The organism is Sphingobacterium sp. E70, assembly GCF_019285695.1.
In the GTDB taxonomy this organism is placed as follows: Bacteria; Bacteroidota; Bacteroidia; order Sphingobacteriales; family Sphingobacteriaceae; genus Sphingobacterium; species Sphingobacterium detergens.
Window position 1 is genome coordinate 2,565,977 of record NZ_CP079104.1, and the last position, 15,553, is coordinate 2,581,529.

At 33.5% G+C, this 15,553-nt stretch carries 24 protein-coding genes and 1 pseudogene; all 25 read right to left on the reverse strand.

Translation table 11 applies throughout. The features are described 5' to 3' along the window. Window positions 1–36: 36 nt before the first annotated feature. Entirely contained in the window at window positions 37–915 is an 879-nt protein-coding gene (locus KUH03_RS18335) for an SUMF1/EgtB/PvdO family nonheme iron enzyme (protein WP_257095554.1), read from the reverse strand. Continuing rightward, window positions 858–1,334 carry a formylglycine-generating enzyme family protein gene (locus KUH03_RS18340; protein ID WP_257095556.1) on the reverse strand — a complete coding sequence of 159 codons (477 nt, stop codon included), beginning with the start codon at window positions 1,332–1,334 and terminating at the stop codon, window positions 858–860. Before KUH03_RS18340 ends, KUH03_RS18335 begins: the two co-directional genes overlap by 58 nt. A 33-nt stretch (window positions 1,335–1,367) precedes the next feature. Continuing rightward, a complete protein-coding gene (locus KUH03_RS18345) occupies window positions 1,368–2,033 on the reverse strand; it encodes a hypothetical protein (protein ID WP_257095558.1) in 666 nt (221 codons plus the stop codon). 183 nt (window positions 2,034–2,216) lie between these two features. Further along, window positions 2,217–2,468: a hypothetical protein gene (locus KUH03_RS18350; protein WP_257095560.1), complete on the reverse strand. Its 252-nt coding sequence runs from the start codon at window positions 2,466–2,468 to the stop codon at window positions 2,217–2,219. A gap of 2 nt (window positions 2,469–2,470) precedes the next feature. Continuing rightward, a complete protein-coding gene (locus KUH03_RS18355; protein WP_257095561.1) occupies window positions 2,471–4,000 on the reverse strand; it encodes a polysaccharide biosynthesis tyrosine autokinase in 1,530 nt (509 codons plus the stop codon). A gap of 166 nt (window positions 4,001–4,166) precedes the next feature. Beyond that, a complete protein-coding gene (locus KUH03_RS18360; protein ID WP_257095563.1) occupies window positions 4,167–4,586 on the reverse strand; it encodes a Wzz/FepE/Etk N-terminal domain-containing protein in 420 nt (139 codons plus the stop codon). A gap of 192 nt (window positions 4,587–4,778) precedes the next feature. After that, entirely contained in the window at window positions 4,779–4,985 is a 207-nt protein-coding gene (locus KUH03_RS18365) for an SLBB domain-containing protein (RefSeq protein WP_257095565.1), read from the reverse strand. Window positions 4,986–5,063: 78 nt separating this feature from the next. Further along, window positions 5,064–5,285 (reverse strand): hypothetical protein, encoded by a 222-nt coding sequence (locus KUH03_RS18370; protein WP_257095567.1) that lies wholly within the window; start codon window positions 5,283–5,285, stop codon window positions 5,064–5,066. Window positions 5,286–5,546: 261 nt separating this feature from the next. Beyond that, window positions 5,547–6,041, reverse strand: coding sequence for a hypothetical protein (locus KUH03_RS18375; RefSeq protein ID WP_257095569.1), 495 nt, complete (start codon window positions 6,039–6,041; stop codon window positions 5,547–5,549). Continuing rightward, window positions 6,010–6,252, reverse strand: coding sequence for a hypothetical protein (locus KUH03_RS18380; RefSeq protein ID WP_257095571.1), 243 nt, complete (start codon window positions 6,250–6,252; stop codon window positions 6,010–6,012). Before KUH03_RS18380 ends, KUH03_RS18375 begins: the two co-directional genes overlap by 32 nt. A gap of 465 nt (window positions 6,253–6,717) precedes the next feature. Then, complete coding sequence (locus KUH03_RS18385; RefSeq protein WP_257095573.1) at window positions 6,718–7,329, reverse strand: NAD-dependent epimerase/dehydratase family protein; 612 nt, start codon at window positions 7,327–7,329, stop codon at window positions 6,718–6,720. After that, the gene (locus tag KUH03_RS48745) at window positions 7,299–7,439 is read right to left on the reverse strand and encodes an NAD-dependent epimerase/dehydratase family protein (protein WP_373564751.1); all 141 of its coding nucleotides are present in this window, start codon (window positions 7,437–7,439) and stop codon (window positions 7,299–7,301) included. Before KUH03_RS48745 ends, KUH03_RS18385 begins: the two co-directional genes overlap by 31 nt. 71 nt (window positions 7,440–7,510) lie before the next feature. Further along, window positions 7,511–8,215: a glycosyltransferase family 4 protein gene (locus tag KUH03_RS18390; protein ID WP_257095575.1), complete on the reverse strand. Its 705-nt coding sequence runs from the start codon at window positions 8,213–8,215 to the stop codon at window positions 7,511–7,513. Then, window positions 8,212–8,706 (reverse strand): hypothetical protein, encoded by a 495-nt coding sequence (locus tag KUH03_RS18395; protein WP_257095576.1) that lies wholly within the window; start codon window positions 8,704–8,706, stop codon window positions 8,212–8,214. The genes KUH03_RS18390 and KUH03_RS18395 overlap by 4 nt, the downstream gene beginning before the upstream one ends. Next, a complete protein-coding gene (locus KUH03_RS46100) occupies window positions 8,688–9,164 on the reverse strand; it encodes a UDP-N-acetylglucosamine 2-epimerase (protein ID WP_306429624.1) in 477 nt (158 codons plus the stop codon). Before KUH03_RS46100 ends, KUH03_RS18395 begins: the two co-directional genes overlap by 19 nt. A 53-nt stretch (window positions 9,165–9,217) precedes the next feature. Beyond that, window positions 9,218–9,826 carry a UDP-N-acetyl glucosamine 2-epimerase gene (locus KUH03_RS46105; RefSeq protein WP_306429625.1) on the reverse strand — a complete coding sequence of 203 codons (609 nt, stop codon included), beginning with the start codon at window positions 9,824–9,826 and terminating at the stop codon, window positions 9,218–9,220. A 67-nt stretch (window positions 9,827–9,893) separates the two neighbouring features. Then, window positions 9,894–10,163: a hypothetical protein gene (locus KUH03_RS18405; RefSeq protein WP_257095578.1), complete on the reverse strand. Its 270-nt coding sequence runs from the start codon at window positions 10,161–10,163 to the stop codon at window positions 9,894–9,896. Beyond that, window positions 10,145–10,957, reverse strand: coding sequence for an NAD-dependent epimerase/dehydratase family protein (locus KUH03_RS18410; protein WP_257095580.1), 813 nt, complete (start codon window positions 10,955–10,957; stop codon window positions 10,145–10,147). Before KUH03_RS18410 ends, KUH03_RS18405 begins: the two co-directional genes overlap by 19 nt. Then, window positions 10,954–11,376 (reverse strand): WxcM-like domain-containing protein, encoded by a 423-nt coding sequence (locus tag KUH03_RS18415; RefSeq protein WP_257095582.1) that lies wholly within the window; start codon window positions 11,374–11,376, stop codon window positions 10,954–10,956. Before KUH03_RS18415 ends, KUH03_RS18410 begins: the two co-directional genes overlap by 4 nt. A gap of 73 nt (window positions 11,377–11,449) precedes the next feature. Further along, window positions 11,450–12,300, reverse strand: a pseudogene (locus tag KUH03_RS18420) (polysaccharide biosynthesis protein). Beyond that, a complete protein-coding gene (locus tag KUH03_RS46110; protein WP_306429627.1) occupies window positions 12,281–12,418 on the reverse strand; it encodes a polysaccharide biosynthesis protein in 138 nt (45 codons plus the stop codon). Before KUH03_RS46110 ends, KUH03_RS18420 begins: the two are co-directional and overlap by 20 nt. Further along, window positions 12,402–12,974 (reverse strand): glycosyltransferase, encoded by a 573-nt coding sequence (locus KUH03_RS18425; protein ID WP_257095583.1) that lies wholly within the window; start codon window positions 12,972–12,974, stop codon window positions 12,402–12,404. Before KUH03_RS18425 ends, KUH03_RS46110 begins: the two co-directional genes overlap by 17 nt. 534 nt (window positions 12,975–13,508) lie before the next feature. After that, window positions 13,509–14,312 (reverse strand): hypothetical protein, encoded by an 804-nt coding sequence (locus tag KUH03_RS18430; RefSeq protein WP_257095585.1) that lies wholly within the window; start codon window positions 14,310–14,312, stop codon window positions 13,509–13,511. Window positions 14,313–14,366: 54 nt separating this feature from the next. Next, a complete protein-coding gene (locus KUH03_RS18435) occupies window positions 14,367–15,236 on the reverse strand; it encodes a hypothetical protein (protein WP_257095587.1) in 870 nt (289 codons plus the stop codon). Further along, entirely contained in the window at window positions 15,233–15,397 is a 165-nt protein-coding gene (locus KUH03_RS18440; RefSeq protein ID WP_257095589.1) for a hypothetical protein, read from the reverse strand. Before KUH03_RS18440 ends, KUH03_RS18435 begins: the two co-directional genes overlap by 4 nt. Window positions 15,398–15,553 lie beyond the last annotated feature (156 nt).

The following is a 15,553-nucleotide window of genomic DNA, read 5'->3' on the forward strand; positions in this document are numbered from 1 at the left end:
GTTCATCTTTATTGAATTTATATTTTACAGCCAAGATTAATACTTACGCGTTTTACTTTGCACTGTAGGCATCTCGAATGCGGACATCACACAACGAAAACCGATATAAGAATGCGGTTCATAATCCACCGAATAATTACGTGTCTCACTATTTAGTTGTTCACCATTGTCTTTCCATGAACCACCACGCACAACTTTCCGTTTGAGTGCATCGCCATCCTTTTCGTCAGCGTCATATAATAATGCAGGATTAAGGTCATTTACAAATACGACTGCAGAGGGGCTGTAGGCATCTAACGTCCATTCGGAAACATTACCCGCCATATTGTAAACACCAAAAGCATTTGGCATATAAGACTTAACAGGCAATGTGAATGTTGCACCATCCCTTGAATAAGTACCATCTCCTTGTTTAAAGTTTACAGCTAATTTCTTTTTACCATCAATACCATCTATAGTCATTCTTGAACCTACAATTGTATCTTGTGGGTCTAATTTTCCTGAAGCCGCATATTGCCATTGAGCTTCTGTAGGGAGGCTCAAACTTAACTGATAACCATTCAGGTAAGAGTTTTTTAAGACCGTGGCCGCCATTTCATTGGCACGCCAATCGGTAAACGCTCGCGCTTGTCTCCAAGTAACACCCACAACAGGATAATAGTCAAAAGATGGATGTGTAAAGTAATTCGCATCTAAAGAAGCTAATTGTGCATTTGGAAAATCTTTCGTCCAAATATCTTCCACTGGCATGACCGCGACAGAATCCGTAACATACGATTTTTTCACATTACCTTTTGATTGCAAATACGAAAAACGATATTTAATTACTTCGGGGTTGAGTGCCCTTCGATTTCCTTTCATTTCCAGCATGGGAGCCAATCGCTCTTGAATATTGGGGTCATTACTTTTCCACAACGGAGACACTTTTTTACTTTTGCCCAATTAATTCTGCGTTGTCCAACTTGTTCACCGGCTATTTCTAAAAAGTATTGATCATCCTGTAGATAATCTGTGACTGCAACTGAGTCAGCTACCCAATTAACAAATTCACGATATTGTTTATTTGTCACTTCAGCTTCATCTATGAAAAATGCACTCACACTTACATTTTTACCGACATTTCCGCTATCAAGTGACCCCTTAAAAAGTATAGTGCCTGAAGGAACATAAATCATACCTGGAGGCGCAGGTAATTTACCTCCCCGGAAAGCATTTACTTTTGGCGCTTTATAGATTGCTGAATTTGATTTACAGGCAGAGAAACTAATTAAGATTGCTAAGGCCAAAAATCCAAATATTGGACTTGTAAATTGTCTGCATATTTTATTTTCCATTTCTTTTATTTTGTCTTTGAAACATTAAGCTATCTATTTGCGATTAAAAAGAGCATACTTTAAGCCGACAGAAACAAACCCATATTGATCATTATTTCTGTTTATAATTCCGTCCAAGTTATCATTTGTGGTCAACGTATGTTGATAATTTACATTGATCGCCCATTGCGGCCCATATAAAGTTCGACCAAAGGGAATATCTACTCCTACGTTAAACGGAATTACAAAATGAATTTCACCTAAATCTTCTGCTAACTCTCCGCCCTGACTTACAACTCCATTCGCATACTTAGGGTCTAAACTTCTTGCAATACGATTTTTCACCAGTCCTGCTCCAGCTCCAACATAGATATTCGAAAGAATCCGTGAAAATGTATTTGCTCCCAGTGTGTAGTAGCTATAATTGTTGGAATGATCCAAAAATTGTCCCAAACGAACCTTTCCATTTAGGTTTCCAGCGAAATAGCGGTTTTTAAATTCACTTTCGTAGCCATTTCCGCTTAGGGCACCCTTTTCACCGTGTAGACCAACGGATATATAGGGTGTAATTAAATAATCTAGCTCTCCATAGAATGCAAACTTCGATTCGACATTACCCAAATCCGTTAGGTTAAGTGTAGCACCAGCACCTGCTCCTACACTAATAGGTCTTGAAAACTGCGCGTAAACAGAAGCGATTCCAAGGAAAAACAATCCCATAAATGTGCATAATAGTTTTTTCTCATATTAATTGTTTAGTAATATCAAAAGTTTATAATCAAAACGTTTGGTATTGGATATTATTATAAAATTAAAAACCCAAGTCGAAGTGATCGACTTGGGTTTAAACAACAATAAAGCCAAAATACCTTAAGGTTGATTATTTAATATTTAATCGATCCTTTAGGTCTTGCCAAAACTTAGCAAAACCTGTTTTCTTTTTCCCTTATCGCCGTAACCGTAGCCATAACCATAGCCATAGCCGTAACCTCGCGCAAAGTCTACATCATTTACTACCGCAGCTAAATTCTTCAATTTACCATCAACATAGAGCTCTCTAGGCACTTGAAGTAGGCGCTTGTCCAAATAATTAACCCTTGAAACATACAATGTTAAATCCGCATTGTGCGCAATTAATAAAGTATCTGTTACCAAACTTACAGGGCGGTATCCACCAAAATATAATCATAATGATCTCGTGCATATTTGATTACGTCATCAAAATGTCCATTCATTAATAATTCTGCAGGATTTGGTGCGATATAACCTGAATAAACAACATCAAAATCATAACTGCCTGGTTTTTTTATAATGATATTGTCTACATCCATATCTGGATTAATCAGGAATTGTGTAATGCCGACATTAGTATGTTGAAGATGAGATAATCCCAAATAATCCAAAACCTTTGGACTACGGATATCTGCCCCGATAAGAAGAACATTCTTGCCCGACATGGACAATATCTGTGCTAAATTGGTCGTCACAAACGACTTACCTTCTCCAGAAATCGTTGAAGTAACAAAGATAACTTTAGACGCATCCTTCTTATCTGATCCAAACATAAAATTCATGTTGGTACGCAAGATTCTAAAAGCTTCAGCCAACGATGATCTATCGTTTAGGTGAACAATCGTATCCTCTGCTTTTGGAATTTCACCTAAAACGGGAACTTTAACAATGTCCTCAATATCTTTACGCGAATGAATTTTGTTATCGAGTAAGAATTTCAGGTACAAGATCGAAAAAGGTGCCAGCAATCCTAAAACAAAAGCTCCTAGCCAAATTAACCTTTTTCTTGGTGAAACAGGTATATTTGAGCCATAAGCGACATCAATAACTTTTAGATTTTCAGGAGTCGCCGCGGATTTGATTTCATTTTCCTCCCGTTTTTGTAATAACAACAAATAAAGCGATTCGACAATCTGCTGTTGACGTGAGATGTGTTTAAATCCTTGCTCTTGATTAGGAATACGATTTATCTTACCTTTTATCTCATTCGATTTACCTTGTATACTATTTAATGCAAGTTCAGTTACTTTACGATAATTCTCGAACGACAGTCTTATATTCTTACCACTTTCCTCAATACTCTCATTTAAAGCAATTACGGTTGGGTTTTGGTCAGAAGCAGATTTTAGGAGATCGTCTCGTTCTATTATCAATTTATTATATGCTAAAATAGATTCTGATATTGAAGCATCCTCCAATCCAATATTTGATGGAATTAAAACGCCAGCTTTTTCTTTCCTCAAAAATGTACTCATATGGTTGAGTAACTCGAGTTTAGTTTTATATTCTAAAACTTTCTTTTCATTATCTGTTACAGAATTTAGATAAACCCCAGCTTCTGCATTCATGTCTACCATAGCGTTAGCAGATTTATATTCAGCAACCTCTTGGTCTGCCCCAGATAAATCCTTAGAAATTAACATCAAGCGATTATTTATAAATTCAGATGTTGCTCGAGTCATACGCATCTTATCATTTGTAACATCCCCATTATAAGTTTCAATCAAAGAGTTAATTATCAATTCAGCTTTTTCCCGCAATGGGTACTGCATTTCAAAATTTATTATATATGATTGTTTTTCCTTATTAGGCGTAATATTAATCGATGACAGGAGTGCATCAATAACTGCATCTTTAGGACTAATTGTAATGATAAATTTATTCCCCTTTACCAATTCGGATCCTGTATTTTTTTAAATACTAATTCCTTTCCATCTATTTTAATTGGTGCAGAATAATTGCATATTTGTTTCTTCCCAGATAACAAACTCTCAACAGAAAGTTTCCCGTTATCCAGAACATTTACAGATAGATTTATATATACACTATCAGGATTTGAAATTAAAGTAACATTGAATGGCACTTTTTGGCCATTACCTCACTCGTCTTAAAATTCCCCTTATTAAAATAATAAATATTCAAACTATTAGCTTCCACAACCTTACGCATTAACCGCCTAGAGCTAAAAACGTCGATTTGATCAGACACAAATGCGGGTGTACCCTTCATTCCTGTTAAGCCAGCCAATTCCGAGAGACCCGATAATTCACTAGAACTGGACTTTTCATCTTTCAGTAAAATCTTCGCATTTACACTATAATTACTCTCAGCATAACGTAAATAAAAAAAAGCTAATATTAAAGCTAATATTACACTTATTACAAACCATTTCCAATAGTATACATATTGTTCAAATAATTGGCGAAGATTAATTAATTCTTTATCCTCTTCTTTAGCTGGTATGTTGTTAATTTTCTCCATTATATATTTTAGCGTGTCAGAACTGAAATTACAGTAATAATAAGTCCTGCAATTGAAATTATAATATTAGTATTAGCTCTAATCTAGAATTATTTATCTGAACTTTATTTGGTTCAATATATATAACATCATTTTGAGCCAAATAATAATATGGCGAATTTAATAAATCTTGTTTAGTAAGATCCAAGCGATTCATCGTTTTTGTCCATTAACCTCACGAATAATCAAGACATTTTCGCGAACGCCCCTTAAGGTCAAATCGCCTGCCATACTTATGGCCTCTAAGACAGTAATTCTCTCTGTCGGCATAATAAAAGATCCGGGGCGAGCCACTTCACCCAGCACAGAAACTCTAAAATTATTAAAATTCATATTTACTCCTGGATCCTTGATATACATACTTAATTTTCCCGGATCACTTCTATAGCTTCAAGGCGAGTCAATCCCCAATCTTAACTTTACCCAAAAGAGGAAAAATTATATTCCCTGATCATCTACTGTATAAGTAGGACGCAAGGCTAAATCTGCCGATTGTGACATGTTTGTATTTGGCAATGAGCTTATTAAATTAAAAGGAGCTGTAACTTTTGGATCTGCTGCTGTAACAGATATTGTCAAAATATCATTAGGCTGAATTTTTGGTACATGTTGGTCATAAATAGACTTAATTTGCGTAGAATCTGGTTGTAAATACACCATACTCTTGCGAGACCCGCAAGAAGTGAAGGCTACGAGTAATACTATAAGTACACCTATAGCTAAACTACATTTTGAAATTAATCGCATGCTATATAAATTATGAGATAGATTTAATTTGTGAGCAAAAATAGATTAATTTGCTCAAATTTCTTGTATTATTTGTCATTCTATAATAGATAAATCAAATTCGTGTCAATAACACAAATTTGATGCCTAAATATATATTCATGATGGTGCGCTATTGGCAACAGGTAAAATGCATTAAACTTTCACGTATTTTTTTATTACCCATGTTTTTATTAAAAAATAACCAATGCTAAAAATTATGAGCAATGAAACGGAAAAAAAAATTCGCACTGATAAAGCTAGGTCCGCGACTTTAATTACCAGCAAACCTATGACAAATTGAACCATAGCATAAGAAAATGAGACCAGCAGTTTATTCACACCGGCCTCATTTACCAAAAACTGATATAAATGAGACCGATGCGCTTCAAATATATTTTCCCTTAGATATAACCTTCTAACTATCGTCCATACGGCATCAATTCCATAAACACTCAAAAATAAAATATAAATGGGGTTGCCTGTAGCAAGAATTAATGCCCCCAAAGCAAACAATAAGATATAAGCAATCGCAACGGCTCCAACGTCACCTGCGAAACATTTAGCTTGATTTCGGAAATTAAAAAAGTAAAAACAAGTACGCCAAGTAAAGTAAAAGCTAAAAGATCCTGTGCCATAAAGCTTTTTCATGATTAACAAGCATCAAAAGTCCTCCAACAGCTAAACTGTAACACGCTGTAATGCCATTGATACCATCCATAAAATTATACGCATTGATCACACCAACAATAATAATAAAGGTAACCAAAAGATAATACCAAGGCATCATAAACAGGTGCATTTGATAGGCCATCAGTAGCACAGAACTAAAATGAACGAATAATCGAATTTTATTGCTCAAAGAAAGAATATCATCTAAAAAGAAATTACGGTCATCAATGTAAGTCCTAGAAAAAACCAAGGATATTCAAATCCAGACCTAATAAAATAGACTGCAAGCTCCAAAATAAAAACAATACCTCCGCCTCTTAAAGTTACTGCAGTATGAGATGAGCGATGATTTGGTTTGTCAATAATGTTATAATGGTCTGCAATTCTAAAATATACAAGCTCCAATACCATTAAAACAATAAATATAATTATATATACCATTTATAACTATTTTTCAAATTCTAAATTTATTAATTCTTTTTTAAAAGATTCTATTGTTTTTCCCAGCCCCTCACTCGCGGTAAGAGGTAAGGTAGTAATTCTAGTTTATGCTTTATTTTCTCATTCGATACGACATAAGACTCTGTCAACTTTTTTAAGCGTTCAGAGTTAAGAGGCAATGGCAATATATCCCCTATTTTGGCAAATGCCTTTACTAAAAAAACTGGAACGAACAATAATCGTACTTTTTACCTAAACCTTTTGAAATTAGCTCTACTAATTCATTTGTGGATAGTGTTTCATCATCTGCAAAATTGTAAATACCGGAGCTTATCTGTTGGTCATTAATCATTCTTTCAAGTAAAAAAGATAAATTATCTATACTTAAAAAAGAACGGTCATTATGAAACTTAGCTAAAAACCATGGGATCCCTTTTTCAACAACTTTATATAGCAAATTAAGATTACCTTTATTACCAGGACCATGAATCATACATGGTCTTATTATAAATAGTCTTTTGCCTTCTGGCAATAGCTGCTTTAGTAAATATTGTTCTGCTTCTAGTTTAGATTTACCATATGGTGTCTGTGGATTACCAGCAATATTTTCATCCAAAAATTTATCCACTTTATCTGCAACAGCTTTTACCGATGAAAAATAAATGAAATCTCGAACATTAGATTGAAGAAAGGTATTAAATAACTCGATAGTTAAATCTCGATTAATCTTAAAATATACTTCAGAATCGGATATTTTGTTGGTATCATGAGCTTTTCCCGCAAGATGAATAATAGCTAATCCCTCTTTAGGTAGCTTTTTCTCCAATCTGAATTTCGAAGAGATAACGCAACCACTTCGGTATTCCGTTTCTGTAAATAAGTTGTAAGGTTTTGGCCTACAAAGCCCGAAGCTCCAGTAATAATAATCTTATTCATTTAATAAGTCTTTTACAATTGACACATATTTCCCCGTAACAACTTGTTTCGAATAATATCTCTGTATAACATCATAACCGTCTTTTCCCATATTCGATAATTGATTCTGGCTTGTCGCTTTCAAGAATGAAAGAATATCTTGTATTTTTTTGTTCATTACCTTCAGTAATAATCTTTGCGCAATTATAATCTTTTAAGAAATTAACTATCGGAGTTCCTTCGCCTGAGCAAACAATTAAAGGTTTAGCGCATGCCATAATTGTATATACTTTGGATGGGAAACCGTGTCCTTCCATTTCTTTTGACATAAATATAAATTGCATATCGGCATATGCCAATAACTTTGGCATCAACTCCCTTGGTTGATAAGGAAGAACATGAACTTTTGATAAGCCGCTTTTTTCGACCATATTTTTCACATATTCTTTCATAACACCTTCACCAATAATAAAAAATTCGATTGGTTCTTCTTTAAGTAACCTAGCTGCTTGCAACAAAGGCTCCCAATCTTGTGCGTGCCCAACATTACCCGCATACATTAACTTTATATTTCCATTCTCAGGAAAAATGGCAGGATCCAAATTAAGTTTGCCTAAATAAGGTTTATACAAATCCGTATCAACAAAATTAGGTACAATATGCAATTTATTTTTATTCTTAAATCGATGAACAATCGTATTATAAAATACCTGATCTATCGTTGTTACTGCGGTGGATTTATTGTAAACAATTTTTTCTAGAAATTTGAGGACAGCAATAATAGGCTTCGATTTCAACCCCCATGTTCCATTAATAAATCAGGGTATATCTCCTGAACGTTATAAATGACTTTGGCTCCTTTAAATTTAGCAATGATTAAATTAACCAAACCAATAGTCAATGGAGGCGATGGTGATAGAATTAAATCGACTTTTCTTTCGGACAAACCTAAAATCAAAGCTAGCAAATGCCAATACATGAATCCAAGTAATCTTAGAAAAGTAGATTTAAATTTTTTCTGAGGAATATGTATTACAGGTATACCGAAATATTCACCTTCAAAATAAAGCCCAAATAATTTTTTTCTCATCGGATGACGCTTTACTTGTTCAGGAACAACATTGAAATGAGGAGTCGTTGTCAAAACAACGACCTCATAACCAGCATCCTTAAAAGCTAAAGCTATATCATTATATAGATAAGCTGTTGATACACCATCTGGAAAGAAAGCTATACTATGTATCAGAATTTTTTCTTTTTTTCCATTCTTTAAATTTCTTCTGACCAAACAGTTCTTTTTATGTAGTCTGTATAAGAAATAATAATACGAACCACTTTTTGGGAAACATTTGGCATCGAATAATCCGCTACTGGTCTAAAGTTTCTTTCTACACCAACTTGTTGTTGCAATACCTGAGCTAATCCTTGCAGTATGCGTTCTGGAGATAATCCTACCATCATAACAGATGCTTCCTCCATGGCTTCCGGGCGTTCGTGTGCTTGTCGAATATTTAATGCGCGAAAATTTAAGATAGAAGATTCTTCAGAGATTGTCCCTGAGTCAGAAAGTACTGCATAAGCATTTTTTTGTAAAGCATTGTAATCATGGAAACCCAACGGTTTCAAAAAATGAATTTCAGGATGCATTTTAATTTGCATCTTATCAATCATATTTTGAGTACGAGGGTGTGTTGAAACAATAATAGGATATTTGTATTTTTCTGCAATTGCATTCAAAGAAGTCATTAATCCTCGAAAATTTTTCTCCGAATTGATATTCTCTTCTCGATGTGATGAAACTACAAAAATTTATTTTTCTCCAGGTCTAACTTTTCTAAAACTTTAGAGGCATTAATTTGAGGCAGGTAATGGTGCAGCACTTCGAACATTGGTGAACCTGTTTTAATAATACGATCTGAAGGCAAGCCTTCACGAAGTAGGTATTCTCTTGCGATATCAGAATATGTCAAATTAATATCGGAAGTATGATCAACAATTTTACGATTTGTTTCCTCTGGGACACGCTGGTCAAAACATCTATTTCCTGCTTCCATATGGAAAATAGGAATGTGCCGTTTTTTTGCAGGGATCGCACATAAACAAGAATTTGTGTCTCCTAATACTAAAAATGCATCAGGTTGCAAGTTTTCTAATAAAGGATCAATCTTAATTAAAATATTACCAACCGTTTCTGTTGCAGTTTTTCCTGCAGCCTCTAAAAAATAATCCGGCTTACGTAAACCTAAATCTTCAAAGAAGATTTGATTCAGTTCGTAATCGTAATTCTGTCCAGTATGGACAATAATATGTTCAGTAGCATCTGACTCGTCAAGTGCCGCTAACACTCTAGATAGTCTTATAATTTCTGGTCGTGTTCCAACGACTGTCATCACTTTTAATTTTTTCATGATATGTTTAATGCTTAAACAGTTTCAAAATAAGTATCCGCATCTTTTGGATCAAAAGGCTCATTGATCAAAAAATCGTATAAAGCTCTTCCTCTCCTATATTTTTAATATTATGAGTATACCAAATTGGCATATCAACGTAAGCCGGTTCTTCACCATCTAGGTAAAAATCCATTACTTCATTTGTGTTGATTTTCCGTAATTGAATAAGAGCCTTACCTTTTATTACAGCAAACCGCTCAATCTTACGAGTATGATAATGGTTTCCTCTGGTAATTCCAGGTATTGTGGTGGAAAACGAACATTGGCCACCAATTCCTAGCCGAATAACCTCCACAAAAGCTCCCTAGGATCTTTATGGGATGTAAATTTTACGGGAAAATGCTCTGCATGATCTATATAGGTACGATATGTATTAAATAAGTTATGTTCAAATGCATTATTGATAACAGGAATTTCCCCTCCTTCAAAATACTTTGCTTTATATCCATTTAATAACACCAATACTTCAGAAACTTTCTTTATTGCAGTGGGTTCGATTATTAACTCTGCGACATCCTCATTAGACCTAATTAGTTCAACAAACTTATCGACCAGTTCCTGAACATAAATCATTTTCACTTCACCGTCGTTCGCGATGGAAGGTGTTCCTCCATGTGTTAATTGATAACAGAATGTCGCTATAAAAGAATTATAAAAAGGTTTACCAAAAGCACCAAAAACATTTGGAATAATTAATCCTGTTGCTTTTCCACCACTGTGCTGAGCCCAATTTATCAGCGCTTCACGCCCTGCTTTCTTTGATTTACCATACAAATTATCATAATTCTCCTGAATTGAAGATGAAATCAACACGTGCGCTTTCGATTTGGTTCTATTTAATGCACTAACCAATTTCGTCACTAAAGCAATATTAGTGTCATGAAGGATCTGCTCTGATTCATGACGACTTAAAGCTGCCAAATGTACAATAACATCACATTTTGAAACAAAGTCATCTAGTTTTTCCGCATTTTCAAACAGATCTCGATGAAAATCAATTCTTTCAAATTCCTTTGGGAACAATCCTAGGGTATTGTATAAATGACTCCCAACAAAACCGTTTTGACCGGTAATTCCTATTTTTATCATTTTCTATTTATAAAATAATCCAGTGAATAAGTATAATCATCGTTAGATGCATTTTCTATTCCAAAATCGGAAAAAACCAATAATTCTGAATTTTCTTCTAGCGCTTGAAATGCGGTACCATACCCTTTGGAAAGGTGCAATACTTGATTTTCTTTTGTATCCAAAATTATTCGTTCAACAGCTAAATCCGAAGAAGCAGTATCCCAATCATCAATTTTCACAATATCAACAGCAAAAGAACCCGAAAGCGTATAAAACCAGCGTTGTTCAATACGATGTGCTCTCCACCCTCTAACTAACTCTGTATCCGCATTTTTGATAATGTAAAATCTTCTAACTAGTGACATATCAAAGTCATTCACAAAACGAATTTGACCTCTTTCGTCCTTCGCAATTCCTCCTTTTATAAATTTTATCATAAGTAAAATTAATATGGGTATTGCATTACATCCTCTCCGAACACTTCCTTCCTAATAAGTGGCAAGGATGAAATTAGTTTTTTAAACCTTCCACTCCTTGTTGTTCAGTGTTGTGTGAATGATAATCTTCTATTTTGAAACATCTTGCTCACCTTCCGAGAAATACTTAGCATAGTTTAAATCTCTGTTATCTGCAGGTACACGATAGAAATCTCCCATGTCTTCAGCCTTCATCATTTCTTCTCGGGTGCAAAGCGTTTCATAGAGCTTTTCTCCATGACGAGTTCCAATAACTTTGACAGGGACCTCTTTACCTGTCAATTCAATTAATGCTTTCGCTAGATCTCCAATAGAGCCCGCAGGAGCTTTGTTTACAAAAAGATCTCCGGAATTACCGTGTTCAAATGCAAATAATACCAAATCCACAGCATCTTCCAAAGACATAAAGAAGCGGGACATATTCGGGTCTGTTATTGTAATAGGCTCGCCCTTTTGAATCTGAGCAAGAAATAAAGGAATAACTGATCCCCTCGAAGCCATTACATTGCCATAACGAGTCAAGCACACAACAGTTTCTGTCAAATTGCGTGCCTCAGCCACCGCAACCTTTTCCATCATAGCTTTTGAAATTCCCATTGCATTTATAGGATAAGCAGCTTTATCAGTTGACAAACAAATCACCTTTTTTACACCATTTGATGATGCAGCGCGAATTACATTTTGTGTTCCTTCAACATTTGTTTTAACTGCTTGCATAGGAAAAAACTCACATGATGGTACTTGTTTCAAGGCAGCAGCATGAAAAACATAATCTACCCCTCTTGTAGCGGGCTCTACTGATGAATAATCACGCACATCACCTATATAGTATTTGATTTTATCATTTTTATATAAATTGCGCATATCATCTTGCTTTTTTTTCATCGCGTGAAAATATCCGAATTTCTTTAAAATGTTCTGTATGTAAAAAACGATTTAATACCGCAGTACCAAAAGACCCTGTTCCTCCAGTAATTAGTAAAACTTTATTTTGTATTTCCATATCTTTCTAATATTTCTAAATATTTCTTTGTTCGATCAAGTGAGCTCCCAAAACGTTTCAAATTTTTTTCCCCTTTTGAAATTAATTCTTTTCTCAAACTGATATTATTGTACAGATCAATAATCAGTTTTGCATAATCCTTTCCACTTAAAGGAGAAGCATACATCGCACATTCTCCACAAATGTCTCTAGCAAAAGGCATATCAGATGCAATAATGGGAATCTTCATATACATCGCTTCTAAATATGTAGTAGAAAAAACTTCTAAAAGAGATGGCATAAATAACAAATCCATCTGCTGATATAAACTCGGAAGTTGAACTAAATCTACACGATTTAAAAAACAAATATGTCTTTTAATAGCTTCATTTAGCTCTAAATCCTCCTCCTTTAATGAAACATAAAAAGTGAAATCCGAAAATCCCAATTTTAATAATGACTCAATAACCTGAGGAATAATTTGAAAATTTTTATGAGGATAATTTGCCGTCAAGCATAAAATTTTAAAGGAATTATTTTTGGGCAATACCAGTGGTTTCCAAGATTCTGTATTCAAAAATACTTCATTTAAAGTATTCGAGACAACATAGGTTGGTTTCTTAAAATACAACTTAAATCTTTCTTGAGCCACTTGACTTTCAAAAATTAAAATGTCACTATTTCTCTTAAAAGCGGATCTCTTTATAGTCGATATAAAAAGTTTTTCAACCGATCTAATATCCCTAATTGGTTAAAATAGGGTGAATCCTGATAAATTAAATGTGGGATTGCAAACCCTACTACCTTAATCCTATTACTTCTATGATATGATGGTCCAAATACTGTAAAAATGACATTTGGGGCAATTTTTTCTTCAATATTTTTTACAAATTTTGATCTTTTAAGAATATTTTTGTGTATCTCGTCCGGAATATCAAAAAAGTAAAACTCTCAGAAAACTCTGATTGATTTATTTGTTTAGCAGAATTTGGAGATTGTATAACAAAAAATTCATGTCCTGTTGATAAAGTTTCAACATCTTTTAAAAATGATGTCGATACTTGAATCCCACCTCCGGCAAAAAGATTAGAATTATCTATTAGAATTTTCATTATTTAATATTCTTCTCTTTAATAAACTTTAAAGTCTCCTTAAACCATGGCATATTTTTATCAAAATAAATCTTGTTACCATCTTTGTCATTGTAATGAGTCCAAATAACTGCTCCATCACAAAGCGTGTAAATTAATTCTAATTGCTTTCTCCAAGTTGCACTATCCACAAAAGTGAAGCCCAAATTATGTTTTGAGGGAACATTATTATATTGAGGCCATATAAATGCATAAATTGGCTTGTTACCCATTTTTCTTATCGCATTTACACTATTTCTTACCATAGCTTCCCATTCATTATAATTTGAACTATGAGAATAATAGGCTGGAAAAACTACATTCGAAGAGTTATAAATATCTTTCGAAATGGAACCATAATGAAAAACTGATACCAGATTCTTTGAGTCTATCTTTCTATAAGTATCTAAAATCTCCACATACTTATCTATTGCCTGAGATTTGGTTTTAGGATCCTGAACATTCCAGTGTTCAACATCAATACAAACGGGCACGATATTGTTCTTAGATCCCCTTGATTTATCTAAAATTTTTGATTTGTCTACAAATCTGCGATTAAATGCCTTAACATCTTTCTCATGATAATTTGTAGATATTATGCCATCTTCATATATAACATTAATCTTACTAAATCCATATTTTGATAGATTGGGTTTATTTAAAAACAAAATAGCATCAAAAACTTTGAATTTCTTTTTCTGCTGGCATAAACCACTTATTGGTAAGCTCAACAGCAAAATTACAATACAATTTTTCAGTTTAACCATTATCAAATCCATTTCCATTGATCATTATATTAGAGATAAATTCACAACCTTTATATATAAAATAAATACTAGTTAGCAGTACCCCCAATTTTTTTCCCCTTTAACTTGTATAGCGAAGTACATAAATATCCCATAACAAAATATTACAATCCTTTCTTCGCCAACTACGATTGAACTAAATATCAACGGCAAAAACATTAAAAATACATCTGTTAGTTTTTCTTTGCTATAATACATTGCCAAAAAGCAAAAGACAATTGGTTTAATAACATTTTGAATACCTCCTCTATCAGAATAGGCTAACAATTTGTCTTGCAAGTATCCTCTCATTACAAAAAGAATTGCTACAAAACCAATTGCCGCGGCTATTGTTAAAAAAATCTTAAACAGATTCCCTTGTCTAAAATATTTCACTATTTGAGTTTTCAATTCATTAAACTTTTCAACATATACCAAAATTAACGATTGGAAATGCGACAAAATTGAAAATGATATAAATGCATACTGCTTAAGTGAATTTTTATACAATATTGCTATAAGAAAAAATAATAGAGATAATTTCAACCTTTCAGCTGAGAACAACAATACGACGAAATAGAAATTGATCAAAGTACAGTATAAAAGAGGAATCGATATTCTTAATCTTAACATATTCTTTGCTAGAAAAAAAGCAAAAAGACCATTAATTATAGAAAATAAGAGATCCTTTTCAATCAATCTATTTAGAAAATAAACAATAAAAAAATAAACTGGTTCACTTGCTCCTAAATAATTCCTATATGCAATAAAACCAGGGCCAATAGAGAAGTTATTGATCTCTTCATAGAAAAGCCGATAATGTAGCTGGTCTCCCGAAACATAGTAAGGAAAAACATAAATACTCAAAACAAAGGTTATGCCAGCAAATATATATGCATGAATTAAGTGTTTAACGTTACTCATTTATTTTCTATTTGAATTTCTAAAAATGAATTTTTATCAAAATAAGTTAAGGCACTCGTACCATAATGTAAAATGGTCAATTTACATTCAACGCGTAATAAAGATTCAATAAAAAATTCCAGCATTTCACCACCATTTAAGTTTATATCAAATTTAGACATCAATAACTCCGCCGAGTTATCAATTACTTTAATATGGGGTGGAGCTTTATCAACTTAAAATGTATTTTAAATTCATTTTCAACGCGCTCAATTGCATTAATATCAATATTCCAACTAGAGACATATAATAAAACTTCTTGTCCATATAAATGCAAA